The sequence below is a fragment of the Fulvimonas soli genome (genome assembly GCF_003148905.1).
Lineage (GTDB): Bacteria > Pseudomonadota > Gammaproteobacteria > Xanthomonadales > Rhodanobacteraceae > Fulvimonas > Fulvimonas soli.
This window is the reverse complement of sequence record NZ_QGHC01000004.1, coordinates 32,865-50,678: the sequence shown is the minus strand read 5'-3', so window position 1 is coordinate 50,678 and position 17,814 is coordinate 32,865. Positions and strand designations below refer to the sequence as shown.

Genomic DNA, 17,814 nt, shown 5'->3' with positions numbered 1-17,814 from the left:
CGTCGCCAGCACGGCGCAGCGCAAGCAGTCAGGGGGCGAAGCCGGCCGCCAGGACGCCAGCGCGCCATGCGCGCGCAGCCCTTGACGGCGAGAACGCCGTGGTACGGTGAGGGGAACAGCAAGACCGCCCCACTGCCCTGCCCCTTGGCAAGCGGAGCGCGCAGGCCCGCGAGGGCCGAAGGCGTCAGGGATCAAAGCCGAATGGCCGCGACTCGACACGAGGCGCGGGGCGCAGCCCGCGAGCCCGACGGCGGAACGCCGGGACGCAAGCAGCTATAGGTAGACTGGCATTTCCAACCACAGAGATATTGAGCGCATCATGATGGCAAGTACGACGACAGGCGCCGCGATGGAATGGTTGTTCAAGATGGCGCAGCGCGCACCGATGAATATTGCTCCCGAGCGCCAAGACGAACTTGCCTCAGAGATATTTGGGGCCGAGAAATGGACAATCTCGTGGAGCGACCAACCTGCGAATTTTTTTGCAGTACCACAAGACAAGGCCATCTACCTGACCGCCGCAGGACAGGCCAGCCTATGGTGCCTGGCCTACACGGCCTTTCATGTTATGGACATCGCTTCTCGGAGCCAACGTGCTACCGATTTCGACAGGCAATCCGTCCTGGACATAGGCGAATACTGCGCTGCACTTCATCTCGGCGAATACATTGCGTTCGCGCGATCGCTCTTTCACGCTGATCGCCCTTGGCCGGACAATCTGGAGACGCCGCTTGAGAGTCCAAAGGAAGACTCGAATGAATGGCGTATCAACAATGTTTACTTGGGAGCGCTTAGCTGGATATTGCTCCATGAAGTCGCGCACGTTTACCACGAAGACCAGAAATTCGTGCCGGACAGCTTGCGCATTCGGCAGGAATATTTAGCTGATGGCTTCGCCACAAAGTGGATTCTGGACAACGCCGGCAAAGGGCTTCGGCGCGAGTTCCGTATTCTCATGATCGCGGTCGCGCTGACATGGTTGTTCTTGAATGAATCGGAGTTAGGACGGGGAAATACGCACCCCGCAGCCATACTTCGATTCAGAGAAGCCGCAGAGCAATTTAAGGCTGGATCAAGAAGCGCAGGACTGGAGAACGCGACATATCTGCTGAAAGCGGTACTTGATCCCGAGACGGCAGCACCCGCACATGAAACGCCTCTGGAAGCATTTGAGTGGATGTCCATGCGACTTGAGTCACTATTCCCGGTCTAGCGACGACGCTCACGTTGCTGAGTGTCCTTTCGCATCGAAGGCGCGCTGTTCGATCTGCAACTGCGCTCTATGAGTCGCATGGTGCATGCCTTCCAAAAAAGCGCGTCGCCCCAAAGGACGACGCGCTTGCCAGGTCACACGACGATCCGCCCGGCGTGCCATGCTTCGCGCGCGTAGGCGCTCAGGCGCTTCTCTGCGCAAAAGTGCAAATCGCGCTCGATCGGCAAGCCGAGCTTTCCCCGGACGATCGCCAACTCCTGCAAGCTGACCCAGCCGAGCTCGGGCGTCCCCATGCCCAAGTCGCACAGACCGAAGGCGTGGTCATGATCGTCCGGGTCGATCTCGGTCAGCAGCCAGGTCGCGCCGGCGTCCGGCGTGAACAGCTTGACCACGGGTGCCGGATCGAAGCCCGGGTTCTGAAGTGATTCGCGGCCGTTGGCCAGCAGCAGGAAGCGTTGTTCGTCGGTGATGAGTGTGTTCATGGCGATCTCCGGTTGCACGGGCGGAATTGCCCAGAACCGTCGCCAGCACGGCGCAGCGCAGCAGTCAGGGGGCGAAGCCGGCCGCCAGGACGCCAGCGCGCATAGCGCGCGCAGCCCTTGACGGCAAGACCGCCGTGATACGGTGAAGGGAACAGCAAGACCGCCCCACTACCCTGCTCCTCAGCAAGCGGAGCGCGCAGGCCCACCAGGGCCGAAGGCGTCAGGGATCAAAGCCGGATGGCCGCGACTCGGCACGAGGCGCGGGGCGCAGCCCGCGAGCCCGACGGCGGAACGCCGGGACGTCCCTCGACGTGCTCTCCGGCAGGCGACCAAAAACAGGACAAACGGCAGTTGACACGCTACATCTAGTGTGTTGACACCTCCCGTGACCCCGGATATAGTGTTAGCACTCTCGGCGGCAGAGTGCTAATTCCAACAACCTGCCACCCATCCCAATCAAAGGGGAAAGTGCTGTGGCAGACGTACATCAGGTCATCTTCTATCCGGTCGGTAATGGCGACACGACCCAAATCGTCCTGTCGAAGGGGCGTCGCGTTCTGTTCGACTTCTGCCACCGGGACAAGGCGGAAGACGCCGACACACCGGAAATCGACCTCAAGGCTCGGCTGAAGGAAGACTTGAAGGCCGCCAACCGCGACTACTTCGATGTCGTCGCATTCACGCACGCCGACCTCGATCACATCCAAGGCAGCACCGAGTTCTTCGAGTTGCAGCATGCGAAGAAGTACCACGGTGACGGTCGAATCAAGATTCGAGAGTTGTGGGTGCCGGCGGCGATGCTGCTTGAAGAAGCGGACAACGATCATCAGACCGAGGAATACGTCCTGCTTCGCCAAGAGGCACGGCACCGTCTACTGGAGGGCAAGGACATCCTCGTCTTCTCGAAGCCGCAAGCATTGGCCGATTGGCTGGAACCGCTGCTGAAAGCCCGCGGCGAATCGGCATCCGCGCGCGATCACCTCTTTATCGACGCCGGCACGATCGTGCCCGGCTTCACGCTGACGAAGGATGGCGTCGAGTTCTTCTGCCACTCCCCGTTCATTAAGCACTGCGACGACGGCGACATCATCCGCAACAGCGCCGCGTTGGTGTTCAACGTGCGCTTCAATGCCGACGGCTCTACCTACGACTATCTGGAGGTCGGCGACGCGGAATACGGCGATCTGGAAGACATCGTTAGCACGACGCGCTACCACAAGAACGATGATCGCCTGGCATGGGACCTGTTCAACATCCCGCATCATTGCAGCTATCGCGCATTGAATGAGGACAAGGGCAAGGACGAAACGGTCCCCACTCCGCTGGTGAAGGACCTGCTGCTGATGGGCAAATCCGATGCATACATCGTCAGTTGCAGCAAGCCGATCCCGGATGTCAAGGATTCGTATGAGCAGGTCCAACCGCCGCACATCCAAGCCCGCAAGGCGTATGAGCGCTACTTGAAGGAAGTCGGCGGGCGCAAGTTCCTGGTCACGATGGAGGAGCCGAACGCCAACAAGCCCGAGCCGATCATCTTCGAGATCGGCAGCGCCGGCGTGACCTGGAAGCGTTCGGCAACCATCGGCGCGCCGGCCATCCTGGCGTCGAGGCCTCCGCGAGCTGGCTGATGACCGATGCGTACCACGAACTGGTAAATGTCACAGAGGTCGGAAGCGCCGATGCACTGACCATTCCGCGTGCGCGCGCGTTGCTCGATGCCGTCCAGCGACAACGCGACTACTCGTTGATCCGGCTTCTGCGGCATTCCGCAGATGGCGCGGCAACACTCGAATGTCTGATCGTCGAAGTCGAGTGCGACGGCATCCCGCCGAAAAATCCAGTCGGCATCCGCTACCGGGAACGCTTGGCGCTATGCGTCCCCAACGACCCCAAGCGGCTGATCGAGGTCTTGGCGCTGCGTCAGGACTTCCCGATTTTGATGCACCAGAATCAGGGCGTACACGGTGCGCCGGCCAGTTTGTGCCTGTACTTCGATCCACCTGCTGCCGTGTTGCGCACTTGGACACCTGCGGCGTTCCTGCGCCGCATCCAGTGGTGGCTGGAAAAGAGTGCTCGTGGCGAGCTGCACCCGGCTGACCAGCCGGTTGAGCACTTGTTCTTCGCCAGCAAGTACGAATTGGTCCTGCCGTGGAATCTGGCCGAACTGCGCAAGAACCCTGAGCTACGCTTCATGGTGCTGCGGCAGGAAGAACGCCCCGATCAAGGATTCACCTGCTTTCTGCAACCGATCTCGAAAGGTGCGCCGCAAGCAAAGACCTTTGCTCATATCGAGTTGACGCTGCCGCCCATCGTGCACGGCTTCGTTGAGCGTGATCCCGCCACCCTCGGGCAGTTGGCAGACCTGCTGACACAGCGCAATGTGGATCTCATCACGCCGCTTCGAGCAAAGCTGCAAGACGGCGTTGGCGAATCCGGTGCTGCCGCTTCGGCCGATGACAAGGCCACGGTCATCCTGCTTCACATCCCGATCAAACGAAGCGCCGACGCTGAACCCGACGGCATCACGCACCGGGCGTTCCTCGTGCCGATCGGCGCACTTGAACTCGGCGTCGCCACCGGCGCGCTGCTGACACACCAAGGGCGTTACTTCAAGGACGTGATGAACCAGCAGCCCTCGACGGCGTGGCAAAACCAGCCCGTCTTGCCGATGGACGTGCTGGTACAGAACGATGCAGCGGCCGCGAGACGCCAGTCGGGCATCTTCGACGAAGGTCCGGCGGCCGTCCTGATCGGCGCCGGATCGCTTGGCAGCGCATTGCTCAACCTATGGGGCCGCAGCGGTTGGGGACGCTGGACGGTCATCGACAAGGATCACATCAAGCCCCACAACCTCTCAAGGCACGCCGCCTATACGCAGCACATCGGCGAGACGAAAGCGACGGTCGTCGCCGGCCTGCACGCTGCTGCGACGGAAGGCGCGACCGAAGTCGTGCCTATCGTCGCCGATGCCACCGACCTTTCGTTGGAGTCGGTTGCGCACGCGCTCGCCGCCGCGAGTCTTGTCGTCGATGCCTCGACAACGCTCGAATATCCGCGTGCGGCAAGTGGGGCCGATACGCTGCCACGCCATTGCTCGGTGTTCATCACACCCGACGGCAACGCGGCAGTGCTGCTTGTGGAAGATGCCGAACGCGCGCACCGCCTGCGCACGCTCGAAGCCCAGTATTACCGCGCCCTGATTCAGGAGGACTGGGGCAGAACGCACCTCAGCGGTCACACCAACACGTTCTGGAGCGGCGCGAGTTGCCGCGACATCTCGGCGGTAATGCCGTATTCGCGCATCCTGGGCCAGGCAAGCACACTGGCCGAACAAGTTCAGGCCGCGACGACCAACAAGGACGCTCTCATACGCGCGTGGCAACGAGATCCGATGCGCGGTGCTATCACCGTGCATGATGTCCCCGTTCTGCCGGAAAGACGCATCTCGCTCGACGACTTGGACGTGTTCATCGACGATGGCGTCGAACAACAACTGCGGGAGCTACGCCGTCGGGGTTTTCCCAACGAGACCGGCGGCGTGCTGCTCGGCTACTACGACTTCAACATCAAAGCTGTGGTGATCGTTGCCGGCCTGCCAGCGCCGCCCGACAGCAAAGCCAGTCGAGATTCCTTCGAGCGCGGCATCGCCGGCCTGGCCGAAGCGGTGAAGGATGCCAGCGTGCGCACCGCTGGCATGGTCAGCTACATCGGCGAATGGCATAGCCATCCTCCCGGTCACTCCGCCTCGCCCAGCGGGCACGATCTGGTGCAACTCATTCAGTTGGCGCTGGGGATGTCCGACGACGGGCTGCCGGCCATCCAGCTCATCGTCGGCGAGCACGATCTTCAAGTCCTTCAGGGCGCGGTGAAGTGACGTGCCCGGACAGATGATTCTGAAAATATGGGATGTGCAGCATGGCGCATGTGCCATGCTCACGCATCGCTCGTCCCTGGGTAACGAAGGCAGGCTCGCCATGATCGACTCCGGTCATAACCATGACACGGGCTGGAAACCGAGCACCTATATCCGGCACTACTTGAAGCGGAGCGTGCTGGACTACCTGTTCGTCACCAATGCAGACCTCGATCACATCAGCGATCTGAACAACCTGTGGCGTGAGGGAATCGCGGTCTCCACCTTCGTTCGCAACCGCAGCGTGTCGCCCGAAGTGATGAAGATCATCAAGGAAGTCAGCGGCGAGTTGACCGACGACATCCAGCGATACTTGGATCTTCACGCCAGCTATGTCTATCCGGTCGATACCCCATTCGATCAGAACATGGGTGGCATCACGGTGAAGACATTCTGGAACTCGACGCCACGCTTCTACGACACGAACAATCTAAGCCTGGTCGCGTTCTTCAAGTTCGGCACCTTCAAGATTCTGTTCCCTGGCGATCTTGAGGAGGACGGCTGGCTCGCGCTGCTGGAGCAGCCTGACTTTCGTGCTGAGTTGGCCGGGACGACCGTGCTCGTGGCCTCTCATCACGGACGCGAAAACGGCTATTGTGAGGCGCTATTTAACTACATCCATCCTCGCGCCATCGTGATGTCCGACAAGGCGATCGTTCACGACACGCAGCGCATGACGCAGACGTACCGCCAGCGCGTGGTCGATCATTGGCCGAACGGCGTTTCGGTCAGGACAACAGGCAAGCAGCGGCATGTACTGACGACGCGGCGTGATGGGTGGATTCAATTTGTCGTCGATGAATTTGGCAACTTCGACATCTACACCGAGAACAACGGATGAGAGACACCAAAGACTACAGCAGCAAGACGTTGAAGGGTCGCAATCTTGCGTGGCTCGTAGCGACGCTTGTCCTCGATGTCCTGATCCTCCTGGTGCTCGCCTTCCATACGGCGATCCAAGACTTGACGCCGACCGCCATCGCGGCCGTCCGAACCAGCCTCACGGTCCTGCTGCCGATTCCAGTTTTGATCCTGTCGTCGCTGATCTCGGCTGACCACAAAGCCATGTTGGTTTTCTGGCGCGTCAAGTTCCCGCTTCCCGGATCGCGCGCGTTCTCCGTGTACGCACCAGCGGATCACCGCATTGACTTGGCGAAATTGAAGAAGAACGTCGGAGCGTTTCCCATAGAGCCGCGCGAACAGAACGCCAAGTGGTACGGCTTGTACAAACAGGTCGATTCGGACCCCTCGGTCGCAGACAGCCACAAGAACTATCTGCTGTTCCGCGACATCGCGGCAATGTCGCTATTGCTGATGCCTGTGCTGCCTGTTGCCATGTACTTCATCGGCATTGATGCGACACGCATTCTGATTACGGCGGCCGTTTTCCTTTGCCAGTATCTGATTACCGCATTCAGTGCACGGACAACAGGCATACGCTTCGTGCAGAACGTCCTGGCTGTGCACGCCAGTCGGAAAGTGACTGCCTCACGGCCAACAGGGGCGCCAAAGGCGTAACGCACACTGGACTCGCCCTTCTACGCCGCAGCAAGTTGTCCCGATAGGTACTGAACTCCACCATGTCTCCATGCGGCGTACTCATGGAGTCCGAGGTGGAACAGCTATCGCAAACATCTAATGCGCTCCCCTTGCCGGGGACGGAAGCCTACGAGGCGCTGCCGCAGTTTCCGAAAAGCCCCCTTCCCTTCCGGCGCACCATCCGCCGCCAGGAACTGCGGCTGATTGTTCCCTTGGCCGAAACGACGATCTACGAAATGGAACGCCGCGGCGAGTTTCCACGCCGTTTCAACCTGACGCCGCGCTGCGTCGTGTGGGACTTGGCCGAAGTGGAAGCGTGGATCGAGCAGCGCAAGCAAGCACCTCGCGGCCGTGTCTCCAAGCCGGATGTCCACCAACGGAAAACCCGCCCTGTTCGGGCGGGTTCGAGTGAGGAATGACGCCGGGCTACGGCTCTCATCCAACCAAGGCTTGCAGTTCCTTGGACGCCGAGCGCGGCAAGCGCTGGCCTTCCTTCGCCACGTTCACCTGCAAAGCCACCCGCGCCACGTCCAGCACGTCCTTGGCCAGCGCATAGCTGCCCTTGGCCTGCAACCAGGTCAGCACGTCCGCCAAATGCCAGATCGAGGCGCTGCCCTCATGCACCGGCGCCGGAAAGCTGCCCGGATGGGCCAGCATCAGCTTGCGCATGTTCTGCCGCGATACGCCCACGATCTCAGCCACGTCGGTCAGGCCGACCAAATCCGGTGCCACCTCGATCAGCTTGGCCGCCGGCGCCGCGCGGCGCACATCCGACAATGCGCTGCGCACGGCGGCGCCGGCGTTGGCCGCTTCGCGGGTGAACTCCAGCGCCAGGCGCCCCGGCTGCCCGATGCCGACCAAGGCATCGTCGCAGCCGGCTTCGCCCAGGCGCTCGACCAGCGCATCCGGGTCGCGGTCATCATCGGCAAGCTGGTACTTCAGAGTGAAGGTGTATTCCATCGCGCTACTCCTTGGCATCGTCATCAGCCTCGCGCTGCTGACGATGCGTGGTGCAGTTGTCCACGACACGCCGCAACGCGCGGGCGTGGTTGCCGGGGTTCTTCGGCGTGCTCCATACGCTGGTGATGCAGAACTCACCGCAGCGGCATTCCTCGTCGTTGTACGGACAGTAAATCCGCCCCCAGGCGTGGCTGCCGCCGACTTCGACGCGCCAGCCCTGCCCTTCGGCATGCCTGAGAGCTTCCTCGACCTCTTTCTTCGGGTGAGGGGAACGGGCCATCAGCGACCTCCAGTATCGGGGTGATCGGCTAGGTTGTCAAGTGACAACCTAGCCGCCATTTCAGGCCACCGCGCTCAACGCCGGCACGACTACGCTCTTCGGCAACAGCGTTGGCACGTAGGTCTGCCCGCCGCCCCAGGCATCGACCAGGTTGGCCCACTCTTGCAGCATGTGCCGCCGCTGTTCGGCGTACTCGGCCTTGTTGTAGACCGAACGCGAGGAACGCCCGTCCTCGTGCGCCAGGCACTTCTCGATCCAGTCGCGGTTGAAGCCGATTTCGTTCAACAGCGTCGAGCCGGTACGGCGCAAGTCGTGGACGGTGAACGGTTGCAGCGGCAGCCCCTTGGTCTTTGCCGCCTCCGCGATGAGCTGCGTGACCCGATTCAAGGTCGCATTGGACATGAACCGCTCGGCGTCGTAACGAGAGGGAAAAACGAACCTTGAGCCGGCCGCGCAGGCGTGCAGCGTCACGAAGATGTCGAGCGCCTGGCTCGACAGATAGACCACGTGCGGGTTGCGTCCCTTCATCCGCTGCTTCGGGATCGTCCAGGTCTTGCTCTCGAAATCGATCTCATCCCAAGTGGCCTGGATCAGTTCGCTCTTGCGTACCAGCGTCAGCAGGATCAGGCGCAGTGCCAGCTTGATGGTGGGATAGGTCGCCACCGACTCGATCTGTTGCACAAACAGTCGGATTTCCAGCGGCGACAAGGCGCGGTCCTTTGGGACGAAGGTGGCGATCGACGCCGCGCCCACGCTGTTGGCGGGGTTGTCCACCTTTTCGCCGTGGGCGATGGCGTAGACATAGACCTGCTTCACGATGTCCCGAATCTGGACCGCGGTGGCCGGCGCCCCGCGCTCCTTGACCTTGTTGCACAAGGCCCGCAAGTCTTCGGCCTGGATCTCGGTCAGCAGGCGATTCTTGAAGACCGGCAGGATGTCCCGGTCGATGATGTGCTTGCGCATGGCGCGCGTGCTGTCGGCCAACCTTGCGTTGGCCAGCCAAGTGTCCATCGCCGTGCCGAAGGTCTTGATGGCAACCACCCGGCGTTTCTCGCGCTGCTTTTCCAGCGCAGGCGAGGTGCCCTTGAGCACGGCTTTGCGCGCGTCCAGGAGCAGTTCGCGCGCCATCGCCAGTGAGATGCCGCCGGGGCCGTAGCGCCCGAGGGTCAGCGTCTCGCGGCGGCCGTTGAGGCGGTAGTCGTAGCGGAAGGTGACAGTGCCGCCAGGCGATACCGTCACGTACATCCCGTCTCGGTCAGAAGCCTTATAAATCTTGGACTTAGGCTTGAAATTGCGTAGTGCAGCGTCGGTCAGCATCGAGGTTTCCTCCGGCTTTGACGGATTTACCGTCAGGTTTTACCGTCAGGGACCTGGAGACCTGCTGATGCCCGGAAAGCCCCATAAAACAAGCTTTCCCGAGGAGGCTTTTACCGTCAAAGACGGTAAAAGTCTGAATAGTGAACGGGAGTGTCTTAATCCGGCCTCGATTTTTACCGTCAGCTCTACCGTCAATTTTTTCTGCTGGCCGGCGATAGCCACCGATAGCTTCCGCGAAGTATTTCTTTCTAAATCAACACGTTGCGTCAGTTTTTCGATAGCTAGCGATAGTCCCCGAAGCTCGTCAATTCACTCCCACTCGATGGTGGCAGGCGGCTTGCCACTGATGTCATAGACGACACGAGAAACACCACGCAACTCATTGATAATCCTGTTAGACACCTTGCCGAGGAAGTCATACGGCAGGGGCGCCCAGTGTGCGGTCATGAAGTCGATGGTCTCCACCGCACGCAGCGCGATCACCCACTCGTAGGCGCGCGCGTCGCCCACCACGCCCACCGACTTCACCGGCAGGAACACCGCGAAGGCCTGGCTGACCCGGTCGTACAGGTCGGCCTTGCGCAGTTCCTCGATGAAGATGGCGTCGGCGCGGGCCAGCAGCTCGGCGTACTCGGGCTTCACCTCGCCCAGGATGCGCACGCCCAGGCCGGGGCCCGGGAACGGATGGCGGTAGACCATCTCGCGCGGCAGGCCCAGTTCCACGCCGATGCGCCGCACCTCGTCCTTGAACAGCTCGCGCAGCGGCTCGACCAGGCCGAGCTTCATGTCCGCCGGCAGGCCGCCCACGTTGTGGTGGCTCTTGATGACGTGGGCCTTGCCGGTCTTGCTGCCGGCCGACTCGATCACGTCCGGGTAGATGGTGCCCTGCGCCAGCCACTTCACGTGGCCGTCGCCGGCGGCGGTGACCTTGGCCGATTCCTCGTCGAAGATCTCCACGAACAGGCGGCCGATGATCTTGCGCTTGGCCTCCGGGTCGGCCACGCCCTGCAGCGCCTTGAAGTAGCGCTCGGCCGCGTTCACGCGGATCACCTTGACGCCCATGTGCTCGGCCATGGTGGCCATCACCTGGTCGCCTTCCTTCCAGCGCAGCAGGCCGGTGTCGACGAACACGCAGGTGAGCTGGTCGCCGATCGCCCGGTGCAGCAGCGCGGCCACCACCGAGGAATCCACGCCGCCGGACAGGCCCAGCAGCACGTGGTCCCGCCCCACCTGGGCGCGCACGCGGGCGATCTGGTCCTCGATGATGTGCGCGGCGGTCCACAGCGTGGCGCAGCCGCAGATCTCGGTGACGAAGCGCCTGAGCAGCGCGGTGCCCTGCTTGGTGTGCGTGACCTCGGGATGGAACTGCACGCCGTACCAGCGCTTGGCCTCGTTCTCCATCACCGCGACCGGGATGCGGTCGGTGACGCCGGTGACGGCGAAGCCCGGCGGTGCCCTGGAGACGTGGTCGCCGTGGCTCATCCACACGTCCAGCCGGTGGCGGCCGCCGTGGTCGCTCAGGCCCTCGAACAGGCGGCTGCCGCCCACGATGTCCACCTCGGCATGGCCGAACTCGCGCGCGTCCGCCGCCTCGGTGGCGCCGCCCAGCTGCGCGGCCAGGGTCTGCATGCCGTAGCAGATGCCGAGGATGGGCAGGCCCGAGTCGAACACCTCCTGCGGCGCCTTCGGCGCGCCCGGCAGCGTGGTCGATTCCGGGCCGCCGGAGAGGATGATGCCCTTGGCGCCGAAGCGGGCGATCTCCGCCGGGTCGTGGTCCCAGGCCCAGATCTCGCAGTACACGCCGATCTCGCGCACGCGGCGGGCGATCAGCTGGGTGTACTGCGCGCCGAAGTCGAGGATGAGGATCTTGTCGCTGTGGATGTCGGTCATGGGATGGGCCGTGGCTCGTGCGTCTTGGCGATGGTCGATGCTATCGAGGATTTCTCGGGGACGAGGGACGAGTAGCGGGGGCGCATGGCAAGGCGCTCTTTCGCCATGGGCATACGAACAAAAAACGCGGCGTCGGCCGCGTTCTGCTCAAGCCGGGCGGGTGCGACGCGGAGGCGGAAAGACACGCCCTCACTGCTCGCCTCTCGCCCCTTGCCCTCACCTCACGAATTCAGCCGGTAGTTCGGCGCTTCCTTGGTGATCTGGATGTCGTGCGGGTGCGCCTCGGTGACGCCGGCCGAGGTCACCTTGACGAACTGCGCCTTCTTGCGCACGTCGTCGATGGTGGCGGCGCCGAGGTAGCCCATCGAGGCGCGCAGGCCGCCGATCAGCTGGTGGATGATGTTGCGCAGCGGGCCGCGGTACGGCACGCGGCCCTCGATGCCCTCGGGCACCAGCTTGTCGGCGTCGGCCTCGTCCTGGAAGTAGCGGTCCTTGGAGCCCAGCGCCATCGCGCCCAGCGAGCCCATGCCGCGGTAGCTCTTGTACGAGCGCCCCTGGAACAGCTCCACCTCGCCCGGCGACTCCTCGGTGCCGGCGAACATCGAGCCCAGCATCACCGACGAGGCGCCGGCGGCCAGCGCCTTGGGGATGTCGCCCGAGTAGCGGATGCCGCCGTCGGCGATCAGCGGGATGTCGTCCTTGAGCGCGGAGGCGACCAGGTCGATCGCGGTGATCTGCGGCACGCCCACGCCGGCCACCACGCGGGTGGTGCAGATGGAGCCGGGGCCCACGCCCACCTTCACCGCGTCGGCGCCGGCGTCGCGCAGCGCCAGCGCGGCGTCGCCGGTGACGATGTTGCCGGCGATCACCTGTACCTGCGGGAAGCTCTTCTTCACCCATGCCACGCGGTCGATCACGCCCTGCGAGTGGCCGTGCGCGGTGTCCACCACCAGCACGTCCACGCCGGCCTCGACCAGCGCGGCCACGCGCTGCTCGGTGTCGCCGCCCACGCCCACCGCGGCGCCGACCAGCAGGCGCTCGTGCGCGTCCTTGGCGGCGTTGGGGTTGTCGCGCGCCTTCTGGATGTCCTTGACGGTGATCAGCCCGCGCAGCTGGAAGTCGTCGTTGACCACCAGCACCTTCTCGATGCGGTGCTGGTGCAGCAGCTGCAGCACCTCGTCCTGGCTGGCGCCCTCCTTCACCGTCACCAGCTTGTCCTGGCGCGTCATGATGTTGCGCACCGGGTCGTCGTGCTTGCGCTCGAAGCGCAGGTCGCGGCTGGTGACGATGCCCACCAGCCTCTCGCCGTCCACCACCGGCACGCCGGAGATGTTGTGCGCGCGGGTGAGCTGCAGCACCTCGCGGATCGATGTGCCCGGGCTCACGCTGATCGGGTTGCGGATCACGCCGGCCTCGAACTTCTTGACCAGCCGCACCTCGGCCGCCTGCTGCTCGGCGGTCATGTTCTTGTGGATGATGCCGATGCCGCCCTGCTGCGCCATGGTGATGGCCAGGCGCGCCTCGGTCACGGTGTCCATCGCGGCGGAGACGATGGGGATGTTCAGGCGGATGGCGCGGGTGAGCCGCGTGGAGGTGTCCACGTCGCGCGGCAGGACCGTGGAGTGGGCCGGAACGAGGTAGACGTCGTCGTAGGTGAGGGCCTCGGCGAGGATGCGCATGCGGGGGTCTCGCTGCAAAGATGGGATTATACGCGAGGAGGCGGGGGACCGAAAGCGAGGGGCGAGGGACGAGTAGCGAGGGCGCGAGGAGGCGCCCGAGGCGCGGAAAGTCGCGCGCCGTCGTCGGGATCGCAACGGGCCTGCCGGACGGCCGGGTTTTGGCGCCCTCGCCACTCGCCCCTTCCTCCCTCGCCCCTGCCCCCTACCGCGCCTCGGCCGCCTCCAGCGTATTCTCGATCAGCGTCGCCACCGTCATCGGGCCCACGCCGCCGGGCACCGGCGTGATCCAACTGGCGCGCTCGGCCGCCAGGGCGAACTCGACGTCGCCGACCAGCCGGCCGTCGTCCAGCCGGTTGATGCCCACGTCGACCACCACCGCGCCGGGTTTGATCCATTCGCCCTTCACCAGCCCCGGCTTGCCGACCGCCACGATCACGATGTCGGCCTGGCGCACGAAGCCCTCCAGGCCACGGGTGAAGCGGTGACAGCAGGTGACGGTGCAGCCGGCGATCAGCAGCTCCAGCGCCAGCGGCCGGCCCACGTGGTTGGACACGCCGACCACCACCGCGTGCTGGCCGCGCACCGGGCGGTCGGTGTGGCCGAGCAGGGTCATCACGCCCTTGGGCGTGCACGGGCGCAGGCCGAAGCGGCGCAGCGCCAGGCGGCCCACGTTGACCGCCTGGAAGCCGTCCACGTCCTTGTCCGGGTCGATGCGGTCGACCAGCGCGTCCTCGTCGATGTGCGGCGGCAGCGGCGACTGCACCAGGATGCCGTGCACCGCCGGGTCGGCGTTGAGGCGGTCGATCAGCGCGAACAGTTCGTCCTGCGTGGTGCTCGCCGGCAGATCGAAGTCGAAGGAGCGGAAGCCGACCTGGTGGCAGGCCTTGCGCTTGTTGCGCACGTAGACCGAGGAAGCCGGGTCGTCGCCGACCAGCACCACCGCCAGCCCCGGCTCGGGCAGGCCCTGCGCCTTGCGCTCGGCGACGCGCCGGCCGATCCGCTCCAGCAGTTCCTGCGCGATGCGTTTGCCGTCGAGGATGCGTGCGCCCATGGCCCTGCCCGTCCGTAAAGGCGCACATTATCCTGACTGGCCGAGAGGCGCACAAACGGAGGAAGGCTTCCCGTGCCGACGGAATCCATCGATCCCGCCGTCGAGCTCGCCGACGGCCCGCTGCGCGTGAGGCCCTGGCAGCCGCAGGACGCCGGTGCCCTGCTCGACGCCGTGCGGACCTCGCTGGACAGCGTGGGACGCTGGCTGCCGTGGTGCCACGCCGGCTACGGCATGGCCGAGGCGCAGGCGTGGATCGCGCATTGCCGGGAGAGCTGGGAGGCGGGCGAGCAGTTCGCGTTCGGCCTGTTCGATGCGGCCACCGGCGTGGTGCAGGGCGGCGTCGGCCTCAACCAGCGCAACCGGCTGCACCGCAGCGCCAACCTCGGCTACTGGGTGCGCCAGTCGCGGCAGGGCCGCGGCCTGGCGGCGCGCGCCGCGCTGGCGGTGGCGCGCTTCGGCTTCGGGCGCCTGGGGCTGGTCCGCATCGAGATCGTCGCGCATCCGGACAACCGCGCCAGCCGGCGCACCGCCGAGAAGCTCGGCGCGCGCTTCGAGTGCATCGCGCGCCAGCGCCTGTGGGCGCGGGGCGCGGCGACGGACGCGGCGGTGTACGCGCTGATTCCGTCCGACCTCGCTCAGCCGGCGGCGGCGCAGAACCGCGCCACGTCCTCGTAGCCGCGGAACACCGCGTCGGCGCCGCAGCCCGGGCAGGCCGGGTCGCGCGGCAGGCGCGTCTCGCGGAAGCGCATCGCCAGCGCGTCGAAGGCCAGCAGACGGCCGACCAGCGGCTCGCCGATGCCGAGGATCAGCTTCAGCGCCTCGGTCGCCTGCAGCAGGCCCACGATGCCCGGCAGCACGCCGAGCACGCCGGCCTCGCTGCAGTTCGGCGCGTCGGCGGCAGCCGGCGGCTCGGGAAACAGGCAGCGGTAGCACGGCGAACCGGCGCGGCGCGGGTCGAACACGCTGACCTGCCCGGCGAAGCGCTCCACCGCACCGTACACCATCGGCAGCTGCAGGCGCAGCGAGGCCGCGGCCAGCAGGTAGCGCGCGGGGAAGTTGTCGGCGCCGTCGATCAGCACGTCGTGGCCGGCCAGCAGCGCCTCCACGTTGCCGGCGTGCAGGCGCTCGCTGCGCGTCTCCACGCGCACGCGCGGGTTGAGCGCGGCCAGCGTCAGCCGCGCCGACTCGGTCTTGGGCATGCCCACGCGCGCGTCGGCGTGGATCACCTGGCGGTGCAGGTTGGAGCGCTCCACGCGGTCGTCGTCGACCAGCGTGAGCCGGCCCACGCCGGCCGCGGCCAGGTACAGCGCCGCCGGCGCGCCGAGGCCGCCGGCGCCGAGCAGCACCACCTTCGCCGCGGCGAGCCGCGCCTGCCCCGCCTCGCCGACCTGCGGCAGGCGCAGCTGGCGCGCGTAGCGCTCGGCCGCGTCGGCGTCGGGCGCGCCCTGCGCAATCGGCAATCCCTCGGCCTTCCAGCGCTCGAAGCCGCCGGCCACCGAGGCCACCTCGGCATAGCCCATTCGCTGCAGCGCCTCGGCGGCCAGCAGCGAGCGCTGGCCGCTGCCGCACAGCGCCAGGATCGGCCGGCGGCGGTCCGGCTCGACCTGTCCGATGCGCAATTCGAGAAAGCCGCGCGAAAGGCCCAGCGCGCCCGCCGGCGTACCGGCGGCGCGCTCGCCGTCCTCGCGCACGTCGAGCAGCAGCGCGCCCTGCGCCTGGCGCGCCAGCGCCTCGGCGGGAGCGACTTCCGGGATGCGGCTGCGCAGGTCGGTCAGCCAGGACTGGCGGTCGGGATAGGCGGTCATGGCCAGAGTGTAGGACACGCCAACTTCGATCGGATCGCCCATGCCTTGCGCCCTCTCCCCTGCGGGGAGAGGGCCGGGGTGAGGGGCCACGCTTGCCGCGAGGCACGAAGGATGAAATGCCGCCGCGAGCCCCGCCCCCTCACCTCGGTCCTCCCCCCGGAGGGAAGCGGAAGAAAGCGGTGGGCAGGTTCGTATCGGCGATGGACAACGCCGCTTCGGCTTCGCACATCGAAACGGGCGTCGGGCCCGAAAGGCGCCGAACCCGCCTACTTCTTGCGCCGCTTCATCTCGCGGATCATCCGCTGCCGCTTGCGGATCTGCCCTTCGGTGAGCACGTTCTTCTTGCCGGCGAACGGGTTCTCGCCCTCGCGGAACTCGATGCGGATGGGCGTGCCCTCCAGCTTGTAGCGCTGGCGGAAAAAGCCTTCCAGGTAGCGGCGGTACGCCGGCGCGATGTGCTTCGTGCGGCTGCCGTGGATGACGATGGTGGGCGGGTTGCTGCCGCCAGGATGGGCGAAACGCAGCTTGGGCGCGTGGCCGCGCACCAGCGGCGGCTGGTAGTTCTCGTAGGCCTTTTCCAGCGTGCGGGTGAGGTCGGCCGAGCCCAGCGTGCGGGTCGCCGCCGCGTGCGCGCGCACGATGGCGCGCATCAGCTCGCGCAGGCCCGAGCCGTGCAGCGCCGAGATGAACACCACCTTGGCCCATTCGACGAACTGCAGGCGCCGCTCCAGCGCGCGCTGGCACTGCTCGCGCTGGTAGGCGTCCAGACCGTCCCACTTGTTGACGGCGATCACCAGCGCCCGGCCCTCGTCCACCGCGTGGCCGATCAGGGTGAGGTCCTGGTCGGCCAGGTTCTCGCGCGCGTCGACCATCACCACCACCACCTGGGCGGCGGCCATCGACTGCAGCGTCTTGATCACGCTGAACTTCTCCAACGCCTCCTCGACGCGCGCCTTGCGCCGCACGCCGGCGGTGTCGATCAGGGTGTACCTGCGGCCGTCGCGCTCCAGCGGCACGCGGATCGGGTCGCGCGTGGTGCCGGCGACGTCCGAGACGACCAGGCGGTCCTCGCCGAGCAGGCGGTTGACCAGGGTGGACTTGCCGGCGTTGGGACGGCCGACGATGGCGACGCGGATGGAGTCGTCCCCGCCTTCGGCCAGCTCCTCGTGCGCGTCCTCCGGCAGCAGCGGCAGCAGCGCCCCGACCAGGTCGTCGGTGCCGCGGTTGTGCGCGGCCGAGAGCGGCAGCGTGGCGGCGATGCCGAAGCGGGAAAACTCCGCCAGCGCGCCCTGCACGTCCAGCCCGTCGGTCTTGTTGACCGCCAGCACGATGGGCTTGCCGCTGCGGCGCAGCTCGTCGAGGATGCCGCGGTCCTGCGGCAGCAGGCCCTCGCGCGCGTCCACCACGAACACCAGCGCCTGCGCCTCGCCGATGGCCAGGCGCACCTGCTGCGCGGTGAGCGCGTCCAGCCCCTCGTCCACGCCGGACAGGCCGCCGGTGTCGACCGCCACGAACGGCCGCGCGCCGAGGCGGCAGACGCCGTAGTGGCGGTCGCGGGTGACGCCCGGCAGGTCGGCCACCAGGGCGTCGCGGCTGCGCGTCAGCGCGTTGAAGAGGGTCGACTTACCGACGTTGGGGCGGCCGACCAGGGCGACGACGGGCAGCATGGGTCCGCATGGTTCCTT

At 65.7% G+C, this 17,814-nt stretch carries 16 protein-coding genes; 7 read left to right on the top strand and 9 right to left on the bottom strand.

Going from position 1 to position 17,814, the window contains the following annotated elements; genetic code table 11:
• Positions 1-319 precede the first annotated feature (319 nt).
• The gene (locus C7456_RS05915) at positions 320-1,213 is read left to right on the top strand and encodes a phage exclusion protein Lit family protein (RefSeq protein ID WP_109722845.1); all 894 of its coding nucleotides are present in this window, start codon (positions 320-322) and stop codon (positions 1,211-1,213) included.
• A gap of 134 nt (positions 1,214-1,347) precedes the next feature.
• Here C7456_RS05915 and C7456_RS05910 read toward each other — a convergent pair whose 3' ends face one another.
• The gene (locus tag C7456_RS05910) at positions 1,348-1,695 is read right to left on the bottom strand and encodes a DUF2958 domain-containing protein (protein ID WP_105762360.1); all 348 of its coding nucleotides are present in this window, start codon (positions 1,693-1,695) and stop codon (positions 1,348-1,350) included.
• A 473-nt stretch (positions 1,696-2,168) separates the two neighbouring features.
• Between C7456_RS05910 and C7456_RS05905 the strand changes: the two genes are divergently transcribed.
• The 5 genes from C7456_RS05905 to C7456_RS05885 all read left to right on the top strand — a co-directional run bounded on the left by C7456_RS05905 (position 2,169) and on the right by C7456_RS05885 (position 7,566).
• Complete coding sequence (locus C7456_RS05905; protein WP_105762359.1) at positions 2,169-3,323, top strand: anti-phage 6A-MBL system MBL-fold protein; 1,155 nt, start codon at positions 2,169-2,171, stop codon at positions 3,321-3,323.
• Positions 3,323-5,569 carry an anti-phage 6A-MBL system cap2_3 protein gene (locus tag C7456_RS05900; RefSeq protein ID WP_105762358.1) on the top strand — a complete coding sequence of 749 codons (2,247 nt, stop codon included), beginning with the start codon at positions 3,323-3,325 and terminating at the stop codon, positions 5,567-5,569. The genes C7456_RS05905 and C7456_RS05900 overlap by 1 nt, the downstream gene beginning before the upstream one ends.
• A 1-nt stretch (position 5,570) precedes the next feature.
• Complete coding sequence (locus C7456_RS05895) at positions 5,571-6,449, top strand: ComEC/Rec2 family competence protein (RefSeq protein WP_105762357.1); 879 nt, start codon at positions 5,571-5,573, stop codon at positions 6,447-6,449.
• Positions 6,446-7,126, top strand: a complete 681-nt coding sequence (locus C7456_RS05890) for a hypothetical protein (RefSeq protein WP_105762356.1) — start codon at positions 6,446-6,448, stop codon at positions 7,124-7,126. Before C7456_RS05895 ends, C7456_RS05890 begins: the two co-directional genes overlap by 4 nt.
• Positions 7,127-7,209: 83 nt before the next feature.
• Positions 7,210-7,566 carry a helix-turn-helix transcriptional regulator gene (locus C7456_RS05885; protein WP_109722844.1) on the top strand — a complete coding sequence of 119 codons (357 nt, stop codon included), beginning with the start codon at positions 7,210-7,212 and terminating at the stop codon, positions 7,564-7,566.
• Positions 7,567-7,582: 16 nt separating this feature from the next.
• Here the strand turns inward: C7456_RS05885 and C7456_RS05880 are convergent, their stop codons facing one another.
• The 6 genes from C7456_RS05880 to folD all read right to left on the bottom strand — a co-directional run bounded on the left by C7456_RS05880 (position 7,583) and on the right by folD (position 14,324).
• Positions 7,583-8,107: a helix-turn-helix transcriptional regulator gene (locus tag C7456_RS05880; RefSeq protein WP_109722843.1), complete on the bottom strand. Its 525-nt coding sequence runs from the start codon at positions 8,105-8,107 to the stop codon at positions 7,583-7,585.
• Between the two features lie 4 nt (positions 8,108-8,111).
• Positions 8,112-8,387, bottom strand: coding sequence for a hypothetical protein (locus C7456_RS05875; protein ID WP_109722842.1), 276 nt, complete (start codon positions 8,385-8,387; stop codon positions 8,112-8,114).
• Positions 8,388-8,447: 60 nt separating this feature from the next.
• A complete protein-coding gene (locus tag C7456_RS05870; RefSeq protein ID WP_109722841.1) occupies positions 8,448-9,704 on the bottom strand; it encodes a tyrosine-type recombinase/integrase in 1,257 nt (418 codons plus the stop codon).
• Positions 9,705-10,013: 309 nt separating this feature from the next.
• A complete protein-coding gene (gene guaA / locus C7456_RS05865) occupies positions 10,014-11,594 on the bottom strand; it encodes a glutamine-hydrolyzing GMP synthase (protein ID WP_109722840.1) in 1,581 nt (526 codons plus the stop codon).
• 221 nt (positions 11,595-11,815) lie between these two features.
• Complete coding sequence (gene guaB, locus C7456_RS05860; RefSeq protein ID WP_109722839.1) at positions 11,816-13,273, bottom strand: IMP dehydrogenase; 1,458 nt, start codon at positions 13,271-13,273, stop codon at positions 11,816-11,818.
• Between the two features lie 202 nt (positions 13,274-13,475).
• Entirely contained in the window at positions 13,476-14,324 is an 849-nt protein-coding gene (gene folD / locus C7456_RS05855; RefSeq protein ID WP_109722838.1) for a bifunctional methylenetetrahydrofolate dehydrogenase/methenyltetrahydrofolate cyclohydrolase FolD, read from the bottom strand.
• 72 nt (positions 14,325-14,396) lie between these two features.
• Between folD and C7456_RS05850 the strand changes: the two genes are divergently transcribed.
• On the top strand, positions 14,397-14,999 hold the full coding sequence (locus C7456_RS05850) for a GNAT family N-acetyltransferase (RefSeq protein WP_109722837.1): 603 nt from the start codon (positions 14,397-14,399) through the stop codon (positions 14,997-14,999).
• Here the strand turns inward: C7456_RS05850 and moeB are convergent.
• Entirely contained in the window at positions 14,960-16,129 is a 1,170-nt protein-coding gene (moeB, locus tag C7456_RS05845) for a molybdopterin-synthase adenylyltransferase MoeB (protein ID WP_109722836.1), read from the bottom strand. The genes C7456_RS05850 and moeB overlap by 40 nt on opposite strands.
• Before the next feature lie 266 nt (positions 16,130-16,395).
• Positions 16,396-17,796: a ribosome biogenesis GTPase Der gene (gene der, locus C7456_RS05840; RefSeq protein WP_109722835.1), complete on the bottom strand. Its 1,401-nt coding sequence runs from the start codon at positions 17,794-17,796 to the stop codon at positions 16,396-16,398.
• Positions 17,797-17,814: the final 18 nt, after the last annotated feature.